15 protein-coding genes are annotated in these 15,769 nt (G+C 69.7%); 13 read left to right on the top strand and 2 right to left on the bottom strand.

Translation table 11 applies throughout. The features are described 5' to 3' along the window. Positions 1–6 precede the first annotated feature (6 nt). Positions 7–858 carry a fumarylacetoacetate hydrolase family protein gene (locus AC1HFW_RS08200; RefSeq protein ID WP_479282636.1) on the bottom strand — a complete coding sequence of 284 codons (852 nt, stop codon included), beginning with the start codon at positions 856–858 and terminating at the stop codon, positions 7–9. 219 nt (positions 859–1,077) lie between these two features. Here AC1HFW_RS08200 and AC1HFW_RS08195 point away from each other — a divergent pair, with 219 nt between their 5' ends. After that, positions 1,078–1,812: a GntR family transcriptional regulator gene (locus tag AC1HFW_RS08195; protein ID WP_479282635.1), complete on the top strand. Its 735-nt coding sequence runs from the start codon at positions 1,078–1,080 to the stop codon at positions 1,810–1,812. A 79-nt stretch (positions 1,813–1,891) separates the two neighbouring features. Here the strand turns inward: AC1HFW_RS08195 and AC1HFW_RS08190 are convergent, their stop codons facing one another. Then, the gene (locus tag AC1HFW_RS08190; RefSeq protein ID WP_068980914.1) at positions 1,892–2,239 is read right to left on the bottom strand and encodes a hypothetical protein; all 348 of its coding nucleotides are present in this window, start codon (positions 2,237–2,239) and stop codon (positions 1,892–1,894) included. 119 nt (positions 2,240–2,358) lie between these two features. Here AC1HFW_RS08190 and AC1HFW_RS08185 point away from each other — a divergent pair, with 119 nt between their 5' ends. The 12 genes from AC1HFW_RS08185 to AC1HFW_RS08130 all read left to right on the top strand — a co-directional run bounded on the left by AC1HFW_RS08185 (position 2,359) and on the right by AC1HFW_RS08130 (position 15,767). Next, a complete protein-coding gene (locus AC1HFW_RS08185) occupies positions 2,359–3,501 on the top strand; it encodes an NAD(P)/FAD-dependent oxidoreductase (protein WP_479282633.1) in 1,143 nt (380 codons plus the stop codon). Between the two features lie 13 nt (positions 3,502–3,514). Continuing rightward, positions 3,515–3,886 carry a RidA family protein gene (locus AC1HFW_RS08180; protein ID WP_479282631.1) on the top strand — a complete coding sequence of 124 codons (372 nt, stop codon included), beginning with the start codon at positions 3,515–3,517 and terminating at the stop codon, positions 3,884–3,886. 131 nt (positions 3,887–4,017) lie between these two features. Next, positions 4,018–5,463: a M81 family metallopeptidase gene (locus tag AC1HFW_RS08175; RefSeq protein WP_479282629.1), complete on the top strand. Its 1,446-nt coding sequence runs from the start codon at positions 4,018–4,020 to the stop codon at positions 5,461–5,463. A gap of 49 nt (positions 5,464–5,512) precedes the next feature. Further along, positions 5,513–7,090 carry an ABC transporter substrate-binding protein gene (locus AC1HFW_RS08170; protein ID WP_479282627.1) on the top strand — a complete coding sequence of 526 codons (1,578 nt, stop codon included), beginning with the start codon at positions 5,513–5,515 and terminating at the stop codon, positions 7,088–7,090. A gap of 106 nt (positions 7,091–7,196) precedes the next feature. Continuing rightward, positions 7,197–8,132, top strand: a complete 936-nt coding sequence (locus tag AC1HFW_RS08165) for an ABC transporter permease (RefSeq protein WP_479282625.1) — start codon at positions 7,197–7,199, stop codon at positions 8,130–8,132. 13 nt (positions 8,133–8,145) lie between these two features. Next, complete coding sequence (locus tag AC1HFW_RS08160; protein WP_479282623.1) at positions 8,146–9,021, top strand: ABC transporter permease; 876 nt, start codon at positions 8,146–8,148, stop codon at positions 9,019–9,021. Between the two features lie 10 nt (positions 9,022–9,031). After that, complete coding sequence (locus AC1HFW_RS08155) at positions 9,032–10,045, top strand: ABC transporter ATP-binding protein (protein WP_479282621.1); 1,014 nt, start codon at positions 9,032–9,034, stop codon at positions 10,043–10,045. Further along, positions 10,042–11,034, top strand: a complete 993-nt coding sequence (locus AC1HFW_RS08150; protein WP_479282619.1) for an ABC transporter ATP-binding protein — start codon at positions 10,042–10,044, stop codon at positions 11,032–11,034. Before AC1HFW_RS08155 ends, AC1HFW_RS08150 begins: the two co-directional genes overlap by 4 nt. A gap of 28 nt (positions 11,035–11,062) precedes the next feature. Beyond that, positions 11,063–12,517, top strand: coding sequence for an N-acyl-D-amino-acid deacylase family protein (locus AC1HFW_RS08145; RefSeq protein ID WP_241074156.1), 1,455 nt, complete (start codon positions 11,063–11,065; stop codon positions 12,515–12,517). Positions 12,518–12,611: 94 nt separating this feature from the next. Next, entirely contained in the window at positions 12,612–13,256 is a 645-nt protein-coding gene (locus AC1HFW_RS08140; RefSeq protein WP_035360387.1) for a helix-turn-helix domain-containing protein, read from the top strand. A 326-nt stretch (positions 13,257–13,582) separates the two neighbouring features. Further along, complete coding sequence (locus AC1HFW_RS08135; protein WP_104021493.1) at positions 13,583–14,875, top strand: APC family permease; 1,293 nt, start codon at positions 13,583–13,585, stop codon at positions 14,873–14,875. A gap of 40 nt (positions 14,876–14,915) precedes the next feature. Further along, the gene (locus AC1HFW_RS08130; protein ID WP_479282617.1) at positions 14,916–15,767 is read left to right on the top strand and encodes an SAM-dependent methyltransferase; all 852 of its coding nucleotides are present in this window, start codon (positions 14,916–14,918) and stop codon (positions 15,765–15,767) included. The last annotated feature ends 2 nt before the right edge of the window (positions 15,768–15,769 follow it).

The raw sequence follows: 15,769 nt of genomic DNA, 5'->3' as shown, positions 1-15,769 counted from the left end.
TTCGGTTCATTGGGGCTGGACGGGTTCGTCCGCCACCGTATTGCGCAGCGTCCCGACGCCCGGCACCTCGATCTCCAGCGTGTCCCCGGCCGCCAGGAAGCGCGGCGGCTGACGGCTGGAGCCGACGCCCTCGGGGGTGCCGGTGGCGATCACGTCGCCGGGGGCCAGCGGCGTGAAGGCGCTGATGTAGGCGATCAGTTCGGGAATCGGGAAGATCAGGTCGGCCAGTTCGCCCTGCTGCACGGTCTCGCCGTTCAGGCGCGTCTCGATCCGCAGACCCGCGGGGTCGCCGATCTCATCGGCGGTGACCAGCCAGGGGCCGATCGCGCCGCTGCGCTCGAAGTTCTTGCCGGGGGTGACCTGGGCGTTGTGCTTCTGGAAGTCGCGCACCGAGTTCTCGGCCATGCAGGTGTAGCCGGCCACGTGGGCCAGGGCGTCGCGCGCCGCAATATGGCGCCCTGCCCGGCCGATCACCACCGCCAGTTCGCCTTCGTAGTCGAAGCGGTCGGAGGCGCGCGGCTTCCAGACCGGCGCGCCGTGCCCGACGAAACTGTCGGGGTAGCGGGCGAACAGCGAGGGATGGCGTGGCAGCTCACGCCCGGCCTCGGCCACGTGGCGGCCATAGTTCAGGCCGACGCAGAGGATCTTGCGCGGCGCCGGCACCGGGGGCAGCCATTGCAGTCCGGCCAGCGCAATGCCGGGGCCGTCGTGGCGCGCGGCCGCTTGCGCGATCTCGGCCACGCCCGCCGCCAGGGCGGTGGCCAGGTCGGGCCAGTACCGCGTCAGCGGCACGACCTCGGCGTCGCGCAGCACGCCCCAGGCCGGCTGGCCCGCGTATTCGAAGCTGTTCAGCCTCATCTTGTCTCCTGTCCTGTGGGCGGTCTTTCTGGCATGCAATTGAGTGACACATTGCATGCATTCAGTGGCTTTTAAGTGCCGAGACCGCTGTTTTTCCGAATTATTGCATGCAATTTTGATAAATCGCAAGGTCGTATTGTTTTTTTCATGCGCGATTGCATGCAATTTTGTAGGTACACTGGAGGCCCCTTTCAGACACGCTCCCGCCGACGCTCCGCCATGGCCGCTCAGATCGACAAAGTGATTTCCGAACTCCGGGACATGGTGCTTTCCGGCGCCCTGCAACCCGGCGAACGCGTGGTGGAACTGCAGTTCTCGGCGCGCCTGGGCGTGTCGCGCACGCCGCTGCGCATCGCGCTGACCGAGCTGGAAAAGGAAGGCCTGCTGGAACGCCTGCCCTCGCGCGGCTTTCGCGTGCGGGCGTTCACCGTCGACGAGATCGGCGACGCGGTGGAAGTGCGTGGCGTGCTGGAAGGCATGGCGGCGCGGCTGCTGGCCGAGCGCGGCGCCAGCGCCGAGGTGCTGGAACAGCTGGCGCAGGCGGTGGAGGAAGGCCGCGCCCTGCTGGCGCCGGCGCGGCGCGACCCCAAGGCCACGGTGGATGCGCGCGCGTGGGGGCAGATCAATCGCCGCTTCCACGAGATCCTGTGCGAAGCGGCCGGCAACCGCGCCCTGCTGTCGGCGCTGGAACACAACAACAAGACGCCGCTGGCCGGCCCGGCCGCGCTGACGCTGCCGTCCACGCCGTCGCAGCTGGAGACGCCGTTCGTGCTACGGGCGCAATCGGATCACGAGGACCTGCTGCGGGCGATCACGCGGCGCGAGGCGGCGCGCGCCGAGAACCTGATGCGCGAACACGCCTACCGCAGCCGCGAGAACAAGCGCGTGCTGCTGGAATCCCTGCGGGGCGGCGTGTCGGGGCCGGCGCTGCCGGTCGACAGCGCGGCGGCCTAGGACCGGGCCGCCCGCTTGACACCGGCAGGCGCGGCGCGAGGAAACGGCGGCCCGATGCGGCCGCCGGGCCAGGTTGCGTTCAGAACAGCCGGCGCACGCGCTCGCGGATGGCGCCGGCGTAGGCCCAGCACCACACCGCCAGCGCCAGCATCGCCACCGTGAAGTAGGCGCGCGCCTCGAGCGGCACGGGATTCAGGCGCGACAGCGTGGGAAACGGCTCGTAGCCGATGAAGTCGCTGGCGGCCAGCGCGCTGAACAGCAGCGCCAGCGCCGGGCCGGTGAAATGCGGACGTTCGCCGCGGGTCCGCGGATCGGCCCGGAAATACCAGTGGCACCAACGCAGCAACTGGATCACGACGGCGGCCAGCGGAACGACCAGGGCAAGCTGCAGCACGAGCAGCGCAACGATGACTTGAGTGGGAAGCATGGCCGCGATTTTACGCGGCCGCGCGATCGGCCATCGGGACAACCCCTATTACCCGCTCCGGTTCAAACAACTATCGTATTCGAGAATTATCAAATAAGAGAATTCTCGCTTCCGACAAAATGGCCGCAGACACAACCTACGATTACGCCGTCATCGGCGCCGGCATCGCCGGCGCCTCCGTGGCCTACCGCCTGAGCGCGGCCGCCTCCGTGGTGGTGCTGGAGCGCGAGGCGCAGCCCGGCTACCACTCCACCGGCCGTTCGGCCGCCATGTTCATGGAGACCTACGGCACCGACCAGATCAAGGCGCTGACGCGCGCCAGCCGCGATTTCTACGAACATCCGCCGCAGGGCTTCTGCGAGCATCCCCTGCTGAGCCCGCGCGGCGTGCTGTACATCGCCGCGCCCGGCCAGCAGGACCTGCTGCGCGAGGTCTACGACGACTTCCGCAGCCAGTCGCCCAACGTCACGCTGATCGACGCCGAGCAGGCAATGGCGCGGGTGCCATGCCTGCGCCCGGACCAGTTGTGCGGCGCCATCGAGGAACCTGACGCCCGCGACATCGACGTGCATGGCCTGCACCAGGGCTTCCTGCGCGCCATGACGCGCCAGGGCGCGGTGCTGCGCAACCACGCCGAGCTGGTCGCCGCCACCTACGCGGACGGCGCCTGGACCCTGACGCTAGCCGGCGGCGCTTCGCTGCGGGCGCGCGTGCTGGTGAACGCGGCGGGCGCCTGGGCCGATCACGCCGCCGGACTGTGCGGGGTGCGGCCGGTGGGCCTGCAACCGTGCCGCCGCACCGCGTTCACCTTCACCGGGCCGGACGACCTCGACTTCGCGCACTGGCCCGCCGTGGTCGGGGTGGACGAGAGCTTCTACTTCAAGCCCGACGCCGGCCAGTTGCTGGGCTCGCCCGCCAATGCCGATCCGGTGCCGGCGCACGACGTGGTCCCGGAGGAACTGGACGTGGCCACCGGCATCTACCGCATCGAATCGGCCACCTCGCTGACCATCCGCCGTCCGCGCCACACCTGGGCCGGGCTGCGCTCGTTCGTGGCCGATGGCGATTTCGTGATCGGCTGGGACCCGGCCACGCCCGCCTTCTTCTGGCTGGCGGCCCAGGGCGGCTACGGCATCCAGTCGGCCGCCGGCGTCTCGCGCCTGGCCGCCGACCTGCTGCTCGACCTGCCGCTGAACGCCACCCTGACCGCGCAGGGCGTCGACCCCGCGCGCCTGTCGCCGGCCCGTTTCTCCCGTTCCTGATAGGAGCCTTTCCATGAGCCAAGCCATCCAGCGCCTGCCCAGCAGCCTGCCGTTCCCGTTCTCGCGCGCCGTCAAGGCCGGCGGCTTCCTGTTCCTGTCGGGCCAGGTGCCGATGAGCGCCGCCGGCGAGGTGGTGCGCGGCGACATCCAGACCCAGACCCGCGCCGCCTGCGAGCGCATCGTCGAAAGCCTGGCGGCCGGCGGCGCGCGCCTGGACCAGGTGGTCAAGGCCACCGTGTGGCTGTCGGACATGAGCCATTTCGCGGGCGTCAACGAGGTCTACAAGGAATTCTTCGGCGCGGCGCTGCCGGTGCGTTCGACGGTGGCGTCGGCGCTGGCGCTGAACGTCGATGTCGAGATCGAAGTGCAGGCGTATATCGGATAGGACCCAAGCGGGTAGGCCCCAAGCGGGCAGAACCCGAGCAGGCAAGACAGAAGCGCGCAGGACTGGAGCGTCGGCACGGAGTCCCGGACGCGAACAGACGAACGGACAACCATTCAGAACGGAGCGATCGCATGAAGATTTTTTCCGGGTCCCTGGCGACCGAGACCAACACCTTCTCCCCCATTCCGACCGGCCTGTCGGCCTATCGGTCGCGTGGCTACTATCCGGCGGGCCAGCATCCGGACCGCATGCAGATGTTCTCCGGGCCGCTGTGGGCCGCGCGCCAGCGCGCCCAGGGCAAGGACTGGACCCTGGTCGAGGGCATGACGGCGGGCGCGACCCCGGCTGGCCCGACCACACGCCATGCCTATGAAACCCTGCGCGACGAACTGCTGGCAGACCTGCGCCGCGCCGGCAAGGTCGACATCGCGCTGTTCGGCCTGCACGGCGCCATGGTGGCCGACGGCTACGACGATTGCGAAGGCGACCTGCTGCGCCGGGCGCGCGAGATCGTCGGCCCGGACACGGTGATCGGCGCCGAACTGGATCCGCACTGCCACCTGACCGACGCCATGGTGAACAGCGCCGATTTCCTGGTGTGCTTCAAGGAATATCCGCACACCGACATCCTGGACCGCGCCTACGACCTGGTCGACCTGTGCGTGGCGCGCGCCGAAGGCCGCATCAAGCCGACGCGCGCGGTCTTCGACTGCGAAATGATCTCCATCATGCACACCAGCCGCGAGCCGATGCGCAGCTTCGTCGACGGCCTGCTGGCGATGGAAGGCAAGGAAGGCGTGCTGTCGGTGTCGATCGCGCACGGCTTCCCCTGGGGCGACACGCCCGACATGGGCTCCAAGGTGCTGGTCTACACCGACGGCGACGCCGGCCAGGCCGAACGGCTGGCGCGCGCGCTGGGCGAAGAGATCATCGGTTTCCGCGACCAGTTGGCGCCGCCGTACCCGGGCGCCGACGAGGCGCTGGACCAGGCGCTGGCCTTGGCCGACTTCCCGGTGGTGCTGGCCGACTCGGCCGACAACGCCGGCGGCGGCGCGCCCAGCGATGCGACCTTCATCCTGGAGCGCGTGCTGGCGCGCGGCATCCAGGACGTGGCGATCGGCCCGTTCTGGGACCCGGTGGCGGTGCAGCTGTGTTTCGAGGCGGGCGACGGCGCGCAGATCAAGCTGCGCATCGGCGGCAAGGTGGCGCCGGTGTCGGGCCAGCCGCTGGACCTGGCCTGTGAGATCGTCGCGCTCAAGCGCGACGCCATCATGACCGGCCTGGCCGGCACCCCCGCGCTGCTGGGCGATGTCGCCGTGGTGCGCAGCCAGGGCGTGACCATCGTCATGACCACCAACCGCACCCAGGCCATGGACACCGACCTGTTCACGCAGTTCGGCGTCGATCTGGGCGCGATGAAGCTGGTCATCCCGAAGTCGTCGCAGCATTTCTACGCCTCGTACTCGAAGATCGGCCGCCACGTCATCTACGTCGAGACGCCCGGCGCCATCACGCAGGACTACAACGCGCTGCCGTTCACCAAGCGCAAGTTGCCGAAATGGCCCTTCAAGGGCTGATATCCAACCATTGCCCAAGCAGGCAACCGGAAAAAACAAGGGGATGACCATGATGAAACGATTCAGCCTGCTGGGCGCCGCCGCCCTGCTGGCCTGCGGCCTGGCCGCGGGCCAGCCGGCCCAGGCCCAGACCAAGACGCTGCGGATGGTGCCGCACGCGGACCTGAAGACGCTGGACCCGCTGTTCAACACCGCCTATATCACCCGCAATCACGGCTACATGGTGTTCGACACGCTGTTCGCGCAGGACAGCCACGGCCAGCCCAAGCCGCAAATGGTCGAAAGCTGGACCGCGTCGCCCGACGGCATGGCCTGGACCTTCAAGCTGCGTCCCGGGCTGAAGTTCAACGACGGCACCCCGGTCACCGCCGAGGACTGCATCGCCTCGCTGCAGCGCTGGGCCAAGAAGGACACCATGGGCCAGGCCTTGATGGCCGCCGGCGCCGAACTGGCCGCCACGGGTCCCGACAGCTTCTCGCTGACGCTCAAGCAGCCGTTCGGCCTGGTGCTGGACGCGCTGGCCAAGCCGTCCGGCATGCCGCCCTTCATCATGCCCAAGCGCCTGGCGATGACGGATCCGAACACGCCGGTCACCGAGATGGTCGGCTCCGGCCCGTTCCTGTTCAAGCGCGATGAGTGGGTCCCCGGCAACAAGGTCGTGTACGTCAAGAACCCGGCCTATGTGCCGCGCAACGAACCGGCCGACGGCCTGGCCGGCGGCAAGGTCGCCAAGGTCGACCGCATCGAATGGATCTACATTCCCGACGGCAACACGGCCACCGCCGCGCTGATGAACGGCGAAGTCGACATGATCGAGCAGACCACGCCGGACTTCCTGCCGGTGCTGGAAAGCAACCCCGCCATCACCCTGAACACCTCGGTCGCGACCCAGGGCATGGCCATCGTCAACGCGCTGCACCCGCCGTTCGACAAGCCGCAGGCGCGCCAGGCCCTGTATTACCTGTTCAGCCAGAAGGAAATGCTGGCGGCCATCGGCTACCCGGAAAAGTACCGCGTCGACTACTGCGCCACGCTGTACATCTGCGGCTCGCCGCTGGCCACCGACGCCGGCGCGGCGCCCTACGCCAAGCCCGACCTGGCGCGCGCCAAGCAGCTGCTGCAGGAGGCCGGCTACAAGGGCGAGAAGATCGTGGTGCTCTACCCGACCGACCACATCAGCGCGCCCGCCGTCATGGTGTTGACGCAGAACATGAAGAAGGCCGGCCTCAAGGTCGACCTGCAGACCATGGACTGGGCCTCGCTGGCGGCGCGCCGCCTGAAGAAGGATCCGCCCGAGCAAGGCGGCTGGAGCCTGTTCCTGACCTGGGGCGGCTATTACGACGCCAGCACGCCGCTGACCAACCCGTGGCTGTCGGCCGCCTGCGGCAACAGCCTGCCCGGCTGGCCCTGCGACAAGGAACTGGACACGCTGCGCACGCAGTGGATCCAGGAACCCGACGCCGCCAGGCGCAAGGACATCGCGGCCAAGCTGCAGGCCCGCGCCTACGAGTCGGTGCCTTACGTGATGTGGGGGGAATTCAAGCCGGTGTCGGCCATCCGCGGGCTGTCGCACACGGAGCTGATGAAGACCGGCATCCCCGTGATGTGGAACGTCGAAAAACCATGAGGCGGCGCGGGGCCGCGCGTGCCCGGCACGCGCGCCCCGCTCCCGGACAATCAGGCCGCCGCCAAGCGCTCCGCGCGCGCCGCGCCAGGCCGGGGGGAAACCCAGCGTGAAATTCATCCTGCGCCGCATCGCGGCCGTCATTCCCGTCATGGCCGTGGTCGCGGTCGTGGTATTCCTGTTGATACACCTGTCGCCGGGCGATCCGGCGGCGGTGATCGCGGGCGACAACGCCACCACCGAGGACGTCGAGAAGATCCGCCAGAACCTGGGCCTGGACAAGCCGCTGCTGCTGCAGTTCGGCATCTGGGTCGGGCACCTGGCCACCGGCGACCTGGGCACCTCGATCGCCACCCAGATGCCGGTGGCGCAATTGATCGGCCAGCGCATGGGGCCGACCCTGTCGATCGCCATCTTCACCATGCTGTTCGCGGTGCTGGCCGCCGTGCCGCTGGGCGTGCTGGCGGCGTGGAACGCCGGCAAGTGGCTGGACCGCCTGGTGATGATCGGCGCGGTCTGTGCGTTCTCGGTGCCGGTGTTCCTGATCGGCTACAGCCTGGTGTACGGCTTTTCCATCAAGCTGGGCTGGCTGCCGGTGCAGGGCTACAAGCCGCTGGCCGAGGGCCTGGTGCCGTACTTGCGCCACCTGATGCTGCCCTGTCTGTCGCTGGGGCTGGTTTACATGGCCCTGCTGACCCGCATGACCCGCGCCACCATGCTGGAGGCGCTGTCGGAAGACTACATCCGCACCGCCCGCGCCAAGGGCCTGGCGGCCGGCCCGATCGTCTGGCATGCGCTCAAGAACGCCGCCAACCCCATCGTCACCACCATCGGCGTGGGCGTGGCGCTGCTGATCGGCGGCGTGGTGGTCACGGAAACCGTGTTCGCCATCCCCGGCCTGGGCCGCCTGACCATCGACGCCGTGCTGCGCCACGACTATCCCGTGATCCAGGGCGTGCTGCTGGTGGCCTCGGGCATCTACGTGCTGATCAACCTGCTGGTCGACCTGAGCTACCGCCTGTTCGACCCGCGCATCCGCTATTGAGAAGGGGCACTCCATGACCACCACCACCCTGCCCCTGGCCGTGCCGCGCCCGCGCTGGCGCCGCGCCGCCCGCTCGCTGCGGCGCCACCCGATGCTGTACGTCGGCTGCGCCATCCTGCTGGCGCTCGCGGTAATCGCGCTGGCCGCGCCATGGCTGACCGCGATCGATCCGCAGGACATCAACCCGATGGCGCGCATGAAACCGCCGTCGGTCGAACACTTCTTCGGCACCGACGCGCTGGGCCGCGACGTCTATGCGCGCACCCTGTGGGGCGCGCGGGTGTCGCTGCTGGTCGGCGTCGTGGTCGCGCTGGTGTCGACCGCGGGCGGCGTCCTGCTGGGCATGCTGGCCGGCTACTTCCGCCGCCTGGACGCCGTGATCATGCGCATCATGGACGGCCTGATGGCGATTCCCGGCGTGCTGCTGGCGATCGCGCTGATGGCCACGCTCAAGGGCGGCCTGGGCACCGTGATCGTGGCCATCGTGGTGCCCGAGGTGCCGCGCGTGGTGCGGCTGGTGCGGGCCCTGGTGCTGACCATCCGCGAGCAGCCGTACATCGAGGCGGCGGTGGCCGCCGGCACCCGCGTGCCGGCCATCCTGCTGCGCCACATCCTGCCCAACCTGTTCGCGCCGCTGATGGTGCAGGCCACCTTCATCGCCGCCTCGGCGATCCTGACCGAGGCCGTGCTGAGCTTCCTGGGCGTGGGCATCCCGCCGCAGACCCCGAGCTGGGGCAACATCATGGCCGAGGGCCGCAACTTCGTCGCGGTGGCGTTCCACATCATCCTGTATCCGGGCCTGTTCCTGGGAGTGGCCGTGCTGGCCGTCAATCTGGTGGGCGACGGGCTGCGCGACATGCTCGATCCGCGCCTGGCGAAAAAGCTGTAGGAGCGCGCGCATGCCATCCCAACCTGTCCTGCAAGTGAATGACCTGACCACCTGTTTCGACGGCGACGAGACCACGGTGCTGGCCGTGGACGGCCTGTCGTTCGACCTGATGCCGGGCGAGACCCTCGGCCTGGTCGGCGAATCCGGCTGCGGCAAGAGCGTCACCTCGCTGTCCATCATGCGGCTGCTGCGGTCGCCCGGGCGCGTGGCGCGCGGCAGCGTCGAGTTCGACGGCCGCGACCTGCTGGCGCTGCCCGAGAAGACCATGCGGGCCGTGCGCGGCAACCAGCTGTCGATGATCTTCCAGGAGCCGATGACCTCGCTCAATCCTGTATTCACGATCGGCCGCCAGATCAGCGAGCCGCTGATGCTGCACCAGGGCCTGTCGCGGCGCGAGGCCATGAAGCAGGCCGAGGCGTTGCTGGAGTTGGTGCAGATCTCCGACCCGGCGCGGCGCGTGCACGAATACCCCTACCAGCTGTCCGGCGGCATGCGCCAGCGCGCCATGATCGCCATGGCGCTGGCCTGCCAGCCCAAGGTGCTGATCGCCGACGAGCCGACCACCGCGCTGGACGTCACCATCCAGGCGCAGATCCTGCACCTGCTGCGCGACATCCAGGCGCGGCTGGGCACGGCGATCGTGCTGATCACCCACGACCTGGGCGTGGTGGCGCAGATGTGCCAGCGGGTCATCGTCATGTACGCCGGCCGCAAGGTCGAGGAAGGCAGCGTCGACGACGTGCTGGACCATGCCGCCCATCCCTATACCCAGGCGCTGATCCGCTCGCTGCCCGACTTCGTCGACGGCCAGGACCACACCGCGCGCCTGGCCGAGCTGCCCGGCATCGTGCCGGTGGTGACGCCCGAATCGCGTGGCTGCGCCTTCGCCGCGCGCTGCCCCGAGGCCACGCCGCGCTGCGCCGACGAGGCCCCGCCCGAGGTCGCCGCCGGCGACCGCCACCGCGTCTGGTGCTGGGCGCGCCAGGCCGCGCCCGCCGCCACGATGCAACGAGATCCGCGATGAACCTGCACGACGCTCCTTTCCCCGTCCCCGCCGCGGCGTCCGCGCCCTCCGCCCCCCTGCTGGAGGTGGTCGGCCTGAAAAAGCACTTTCCCGTGGACGGCGGCAAGGTGCTGCGCGCGGTCGATGGCGTATCGCTGTCGGTCGCCCGCGGCCAGACCCTGAGCCTGGTGGGCGAGTCCGGCTGCGGCAAGTCGACCACCGGCAAGTGCCTGATCCGGCTGACCGACCCCACCGAGGGCCGCATCCTGCTCGAAGGCGCCGACCTGGCCAGCATGAACAGCGGCCAGCTGCGCGCCATGCGCCGCCGCATGCAGTTCATCTTCCAGGACCCTTTCTCGTCCATGAATCCGCGCATGCGGGTGCGCGACATCATCGGCGAACCGCTGCGCAATTTCGGCTATGGCCGCGAGGCCATCCGCGAACGCGTGGCGCAGCTGCTGGCCCGCGTCAGCCTGCGGCCGGACGCGGCCGACCGCTATCCGCACGAATTCTCCGGCGGCCAGCGCCAGCGCATCGTCATCGCGCGCGCCCTGGCGCCGGAACCGGGCCTGATCGTCTGCGACGAGCCGGTCTCGGCGCTGGACGTGTCGGTGCAGGCGCAGGTCATCAACCTGCTGATGGACCTGCAGCGCGACCTGGGGCTGACGTACGTATTCATCTCGCACGACCTGAGCGTGGTGCGCCACATCAGCCACCACGTGGCGGTGATGTACCTGGGCCGGATCGTCGAGACCGGCACGCGCGACGCGGTCTTCAACCAGCCGGCCCACCCCTACACCCGCGCCCTGCTGGCGGCCGTGCCCTCGGCCCGCCGCGGCGAACGCGCCCCCGTGGCGGTGCTCAAGGGCGAGATTCCCAGCCCCTTGGCGCCACCGTCCGGCTGCGCCTTCCGCACCCGCTGCCCGCAGGCCCAGGCCCGCTGCGCCCAGGAAACGCCGTTGGCGCGCCCGGTCGGCGCCGGCCAGCTGGTCGCCTGCCATTTCGCCTAGGGCCTGTTCATACCAAGAGGAGATTCCCATGACCGCATCCGAATCACAGCCCTTTGACTACCTGTTCGTCGGCGGCACCGTCATCGACGGCGCCAACACGCCCGGACGGCGCGCCGACCTCGGCGTGCGCGGCGACCGCATCGCCGCCATCGGCGACCTGTCCGGCGCGGCCGCGCGCCAGCGCATCGACGTCAGCGGCCAGGTGCTGGCGCCCGGCTTCATCGACTCGCACACCCACGACGACAACTACCTGCTCAAGCGCCGCGACATGACGCCCAAGATCTCGCAGGGCGTCACCACGGTCGTCACCGGCAACTGCGGCATCAGCCTGGCGCCGCTGGCGCACGCCAACCCGCCGGCGCCGCTGGACCTGCTGGACGAAGGCGGTTCGTACCATTTCAAGCGCTTCGCCGACTACCTGGAAGCCCTGCGCGCCACGCCGGCGGCGGTCAACGCCGCCTGCATGGTGGGCCATTCGACGCTGCGCGCCGCCGTCATGCCCGACCTGCAGCGCGCGGCCACCGACGACGAGATCGACGCCATGCGCGCGCTGGCCGAGGAAGCCATGGCCAGCGGCGCCATCGGCATTTCGACCGGCGCCTTCTACCCGCCCGCCGCCCGCGCCACCACCGAGGAGATCATCGAGGTCTGCCGGCCCCTGAGCACGCACGGCGGCATCTACGCCACCCACATGCGCGACGAAGGCGAGCACATCGTGGCGGCGCTGGAGGAAACCTTCCGCATCGGCCGCGAGCTGGACGTGCCGGTGGTGATCTCGCACCACAAGGTCATGGGCCAGCCCAACTTCGGCCGTTCGCGCGAGACGCTGCCGCTGATCGAGGCCGCCATGGCCCGCCAGGACGTGTCGCTGGACGCCTATCCCTACGTGGCCGGCTCGACCATGCTCAAGCAGGACCGCGTGCTGCTGGCCGGCCGCACCATCATCACCTGGTGCAAGCCCTTCCCCGAACTGAGCGGGCGCGACCTGGACGAGGTCGCGGCCGAACGCGGCAAGTCCAAGTACGACGTGGTGCCCGAGCTGCAGCCGGCCGGCGCGATCTATTTCATGATGGACGAGCCCGACGTGCAGCGCATCCTGGCGTTCGGCCCCACCATGATCGGCTCGGACGGCCTGCCGCACGACGAACGTCCCCACCCGCGCCTATGGGGCACCTTCCCGCGGGTGCTGGGCCACTATGCCCGCGACCTGGGCCTGTTCCCGCTGGAAACGGCGGTCTGGAAAATGACCGGCCTGACCGCCGAGCGCTTCGGCCTGGCCGAGCGCGGGCAGTTGCGGCCGGGCTACTTCGCCGACCTGGTGGTGTTCGATCCCGCCACCGTGGCCGACACCGCCACCTTCGAACGGCCGACCGAACGCGCCGCCGGCATCCATTCGGTCTACGTGAACGGCGTGCCCGTGTGGCGCGAGCAGGCCTTCACCGGCGAGCACGCCGGCCGCGTGCTGGCGCGCACGCCCGCCTGAGCGGCGCCGCCTTATACAATCCGGCGTATGCGCGGCGGGGCTTGCGGGCCCCGCCCGCGTTCCCCTCCAACTCCCTAGACGCCCAGACCGCTACATGGCCCCTACCCGCAAGACGGCCCCACCCGACATCGTGGGCAAGGAAGTAATGGGCGCCCGCCTGCGCGCCGAGCGCAAGGCCCGGAAAATGACGTTGCAGGCGCTGTCGCAGGCCAGCGGCATCGCGGTATCGACGCTGTCCAAGGCCGAACTGGGCCAGATCGCCCTGAGCTACGAGAAGTTCGCCGCGCTGGCCCGGGCGCTGGACATCGACATGACGCGCATGTTCATGCTGGGCGATGCGCCCCAGGCCGAGGTGGCGCCCACCTACGTGAAGAACAAGCTCAGCGACGCGCGCGACTACGCCACGGACAACTACCACTACCGGCTGCTGATGGGCGAATACCCCGGCAAGAAGATGATGCCGATGCTGGCGCTGATCGATTCGCGCAAGGTGGTCGAGTTCGAGGACTACATTCGCCATCCCGGCCAGGAATTCGCGCTGGTGCTGTCGGGCAAGGTGCGCATCCAGTTCGAGAACGGCGACAGCGTGGTGCTGAACCGGCTGGAGTCCGCCTATTTCGATAGCGGCATCGGCCACGTCTACCTGTCGCTGAGCAAGAAGCCGGCCGAAGTGCTGGCCGTCTGCAGCGACCTGGACGAAGTGCCGTCGCGCCTGAAGCCGGCCTCGCCCAAGAAGTAGACCCTTTCCCTCGCTCGTCCCCCGCTCCCTGCGGGAGATCGCCCCCGCGTCTGACCGCATCGGCGGCGCGCCGCATCGACACGGCCCCGCAGTCTCCCGCCGTGGCTACGGGAAATCCCGTAGAAACTTTCCTTCCCCGCCCGGGGTCACTCTTTATTCAGCCATTTGTCAGGATAGATGCCTGGCACGCCGCGCGCCCGTGCGGCGGCGATCCCCGGGAGAATTCGATGCCGCCTCTGCCCCGCTCCTTGCGCCCCAGCCCCAGTGCAGCCGGCGCGCGGAGCGGCGCCGGCGCGCACGCGCTCGGTCCGCCCGGCCTGTCGGTGATGGATGCCACCGTGGTGCTGGTGGGCGTGGTGATCGGCATCGGCATCTTCGGCTTTCCTCCGCTGGTGGCGCAGCACGCCACGTCCGAGGCGATGTACCTGGGCTACTGGCTGGCCGGCGGCCTGGTGATGCTGGTGGGCGCGCTCTGCTATGCCGAGCTGGGCTCGGCCTATCCCGGCGCCGGCGGCGAATACCTGTATCTGTCGCGCGCCTGGGGGCCGCGCGTCGGCCTGCTGTTCGCCTGGGCGCGCTGCACCGTGATCCAGACCGGCGCGATCGCCGTGGTGGCCTTCATCTATGGCGACTACGCGCAGCAGCTGCTGCCGCTCGGCGCGCATGGCGCCACCGCCCACGCCGCGCTGTCGGTGATCGGCCTGACGGCGCTGAACGTGGCCGGCACGCGCCACTCCAAGCGCCTGCAATGGCTGTTCACGATCCTGACGCTGGTGGCGCTGACGGCGGTGCTGGGCGCCGCCCTGTTCACCGCGCCGCCCGCCGCGCCCGCGCCGACGCCGCTGGGCGGCAACGCCGCCGGGCTGATGGGCATGGGCATGGTGTTCGTGCTGCTGACCTACGGCGGCTGGAACGAGGCCGCCTATCTCAGCGGCGAGCTGCGCAACCCTGGCCGCAACATGGCGCGGGTGCTGCTGATCGGCACCGTGGTGGTGACGGGCGCCTATCTCCTGACCAACCTTGCCCTGCTGGAACTGTTCGGCCTGCAGGGCCTGCGCGACACGCCCGCGCTGGGCGCGGCGGTGATGCAGCTGGCCGCCGGCCCATACGCCGCCGCCCTGCTGAGCCTGGTGATCTGCGCCACCGCGCTCAGCACCATCAACGGCACCATCATCACCGGCGCCCGCGTGTACTACGCGCTGGGCCGCGACGTGCCACGGCTGCGCGCGCTGGCCGGCTGGAACGAACGCAACGAGACCCCGGTCAGCGCCTTGCTGGCGCAGGGCGTCATCACCCTGGCGCTGCTGGCGGTGGGCGCCTTCAGCCACAACGCGGTGCAGACCATGGTGGCCTACACCGCGCCGGTGTTCTGGCTGTTCATGCTGCTGGTGGCCGCGTCGGTATGGCGCCTGCGCCAGCTGGACCCGGCGCGTCCGCGGCCGTTCCGCGTGCCCCTGTATCCGCTGACCCCGGCCCTGCTGGCGCTGACCTGCGCCGGCCTGGTGTATTCCAGCGCCGCCTACGCCGGCGCCGGGGCCTTGATCGGCCTGGGCGTGCTGGTGCTGGGCGTGCCGATGCTGCGGCTGCTGCGCCCCGCCGAAGCGCGCGACCCGCGATGAGCCGCCCGCCCCGCTTTTCTTCGCCCTAGGAGTCTTCATCATGCAACGTGCCCGCTCGTCCCTCTCGCCCGCCCGCCGCTGGACCGTCATGGCATCGGCGCTGGCGCTGGCCTTGTCCCTGTCGGTCCTGGCCGAGGCCCGCGCCGCTGGCGCCGGCACCCCGGCCGCCGCGACCGAAGACTACGTGCCCGACGTCGGCCAGGATGGCAAGGACGTCATCTGGGTGCCAACCCCGCAGACGCTGGTGGACAAGATGCTCGACATGGCCCAGGTCACCCCGCAGGACCGCCTGATGGACCTGGGTTCCGGCGACGGCCGCACCGTCATCACCGCCGCCCAGCGCGGCCTGACCGCCAAGGGCATCGAGTACAACCCCGACCTGGTGGCGCTGTCGCGCAGCAACGCGGCCAAGGCCGGCATGTCGCGCCGCGCCACGTTCGAGGTCGCGGACCTGTTCGAGACCGACCTGTCGCAGGCCGACGTCATCACCATGTTCCTGCTGTCGACCATCAACGAAAAGCTGCGACCCAGGCTGCTGGAACTGCCGCCGGGCACCCGCATCGTGTCCAACACCTTCCGCATGGGCGACTGGGAGCCGGATGCCTCCGAAACCGTGACCGAGGCCTGCCAGACCTACTGCAACGCGCTGCTGTGGGTGGTGCCGGCCAAGGTCGATGGCCGCTGGCAGGTGGGCGGCCGCACCCTGCAGCTGGAACAGCAGTACCAGATGCTGTCGGGCAAGCTGGGTTCCAGCGAGATCTCCGACGCGCGCATGGATGGCCGCACCATCTCGTTCACCGCCGACGGCGTGCGTTATACCGGCGAGGTCAACGGCGCCACCATCCAGGGCAGCGCCGCCGGCAAGGGCGAATGGTCGGCGCGGCGCATCTGAGC

The sequence above is a fragment of the Achromobacter sp. ISS7 genome (assembly GCF_056523125.1).
Note: the sequence above shows the minus strand (reverse complement) of the source record. Positions and strands in the feature narration are given on the sequence as shown.

What these genes read in the sequence shown, in the direction of transcription:
- AC1HFW_RS08190 (WP_068980914.1), bottom strand. Translation starts at nt 2,239, where the DNA reads ATGCTTCCCACTCAAGTCATCGTTGCGCTGCTCGTGCTGCAGCTTGCC.
- AC1HFW_RS08130 (WP_479282617.1), top strand. Translation starts at nt 14,916, where the DNA reads ATGCAACGTGCCCGCTCGTCCCTCTCGCCCGCCCGCCGCTGGACCGTC.
- AC1HFW_RS08135 (WP_104021493.1), top strand. Translation starts at nt 13,583, where the DNA reads ATGGATGCCACCGTGGTGCTGGTGGGCGTGGTGATCGGCATCGGCATC.
- AC1HFW_RS08155 (WP_479282621.1), top strand. Translation starts at nt 9,032, where the DNA reads ATGCCATCCCAACCTGTCCTGCAAGTGAATGACCTGACCACCTGTTTC.
- AC1HFW_RS08140 (WP_035360387.1), top strand. Translation starts at nt 12,612, where the DNA reads ATGGCCCCTACCCGCAAGACGGCCCCACCCGACATCGTGGGCAAGGAA.
- AC1HFW_RS08195 (WP_479282635.1), top strand. Translation starts at nt 1,078, where the DNA reads ATGGCCGCTCAGATCGACAAAGTGATTTCCGAACTCCGGGACATGGTG.
- AC1HFW_RS08175 (WP_479282629.1), top strand. Translation starts at nt 4,018, where the DNA reads ATGAAGATTTTTTCCGGGTCCCTGGCGACCGAGACCAACACCTTCTCC.
- AC1HFW_RS08180 (WP_479282631.1), top strand. Translation starts at nt 3,515, where the DNA reads ATGAGCCAAGCCATCCAGCGCCTGCCCAGCAGCCTGCCGTTCCCGTTC.
- AC1HFW_RS08185 (WP_479282633.1), top strand. Translation starts at nt 2,359, where the DNA reads ATGGCCGCAGACACAACCTACGATTACGCCGTCATCGGCGCCGGCATC.
- AC1HFW_RS08200 (WP_479282636.1), bottom strand. Translation starts at nt 858, where the DNA reads ATGAGGCTGAACAGCTTCGAATACGCGGGCCAGCCGGCCTGGGGCGTG.
- AC1HFW_RS08150 (WP_479282619.1), top strand. Translation starts at nt 10,042, where the DNA reads ATGAACCTGCACGACGCTCCTTTCCCCGTCCCCGCCGCGGCGTCCGCG.
- AC1HFW_RS08160 (WP_479282623.1), top strand. Translation starts at nt 8,146, where the DNA reads ATGACCACCACCACCCTGCCCCTGGCCGTGCCGCGCCCGCGCTGGCGC.
- AC1HFW_RS08170 (WP_479282627.1), top strand. Translation starts at nt 5,513, where the DNA reads ATGATGAAACGATTCAGCCTGCTGGGCGCCGCCGCCCTGCTGGCCTGC.
- AC1HFW_RS08145 (WP_241074156.1), top strand. Translation starts at nt 11,063, where the DNA reads ATGACCGCATCCGAATCACAGCCCTTTGACTACCTGTTCGTCGGCGGC.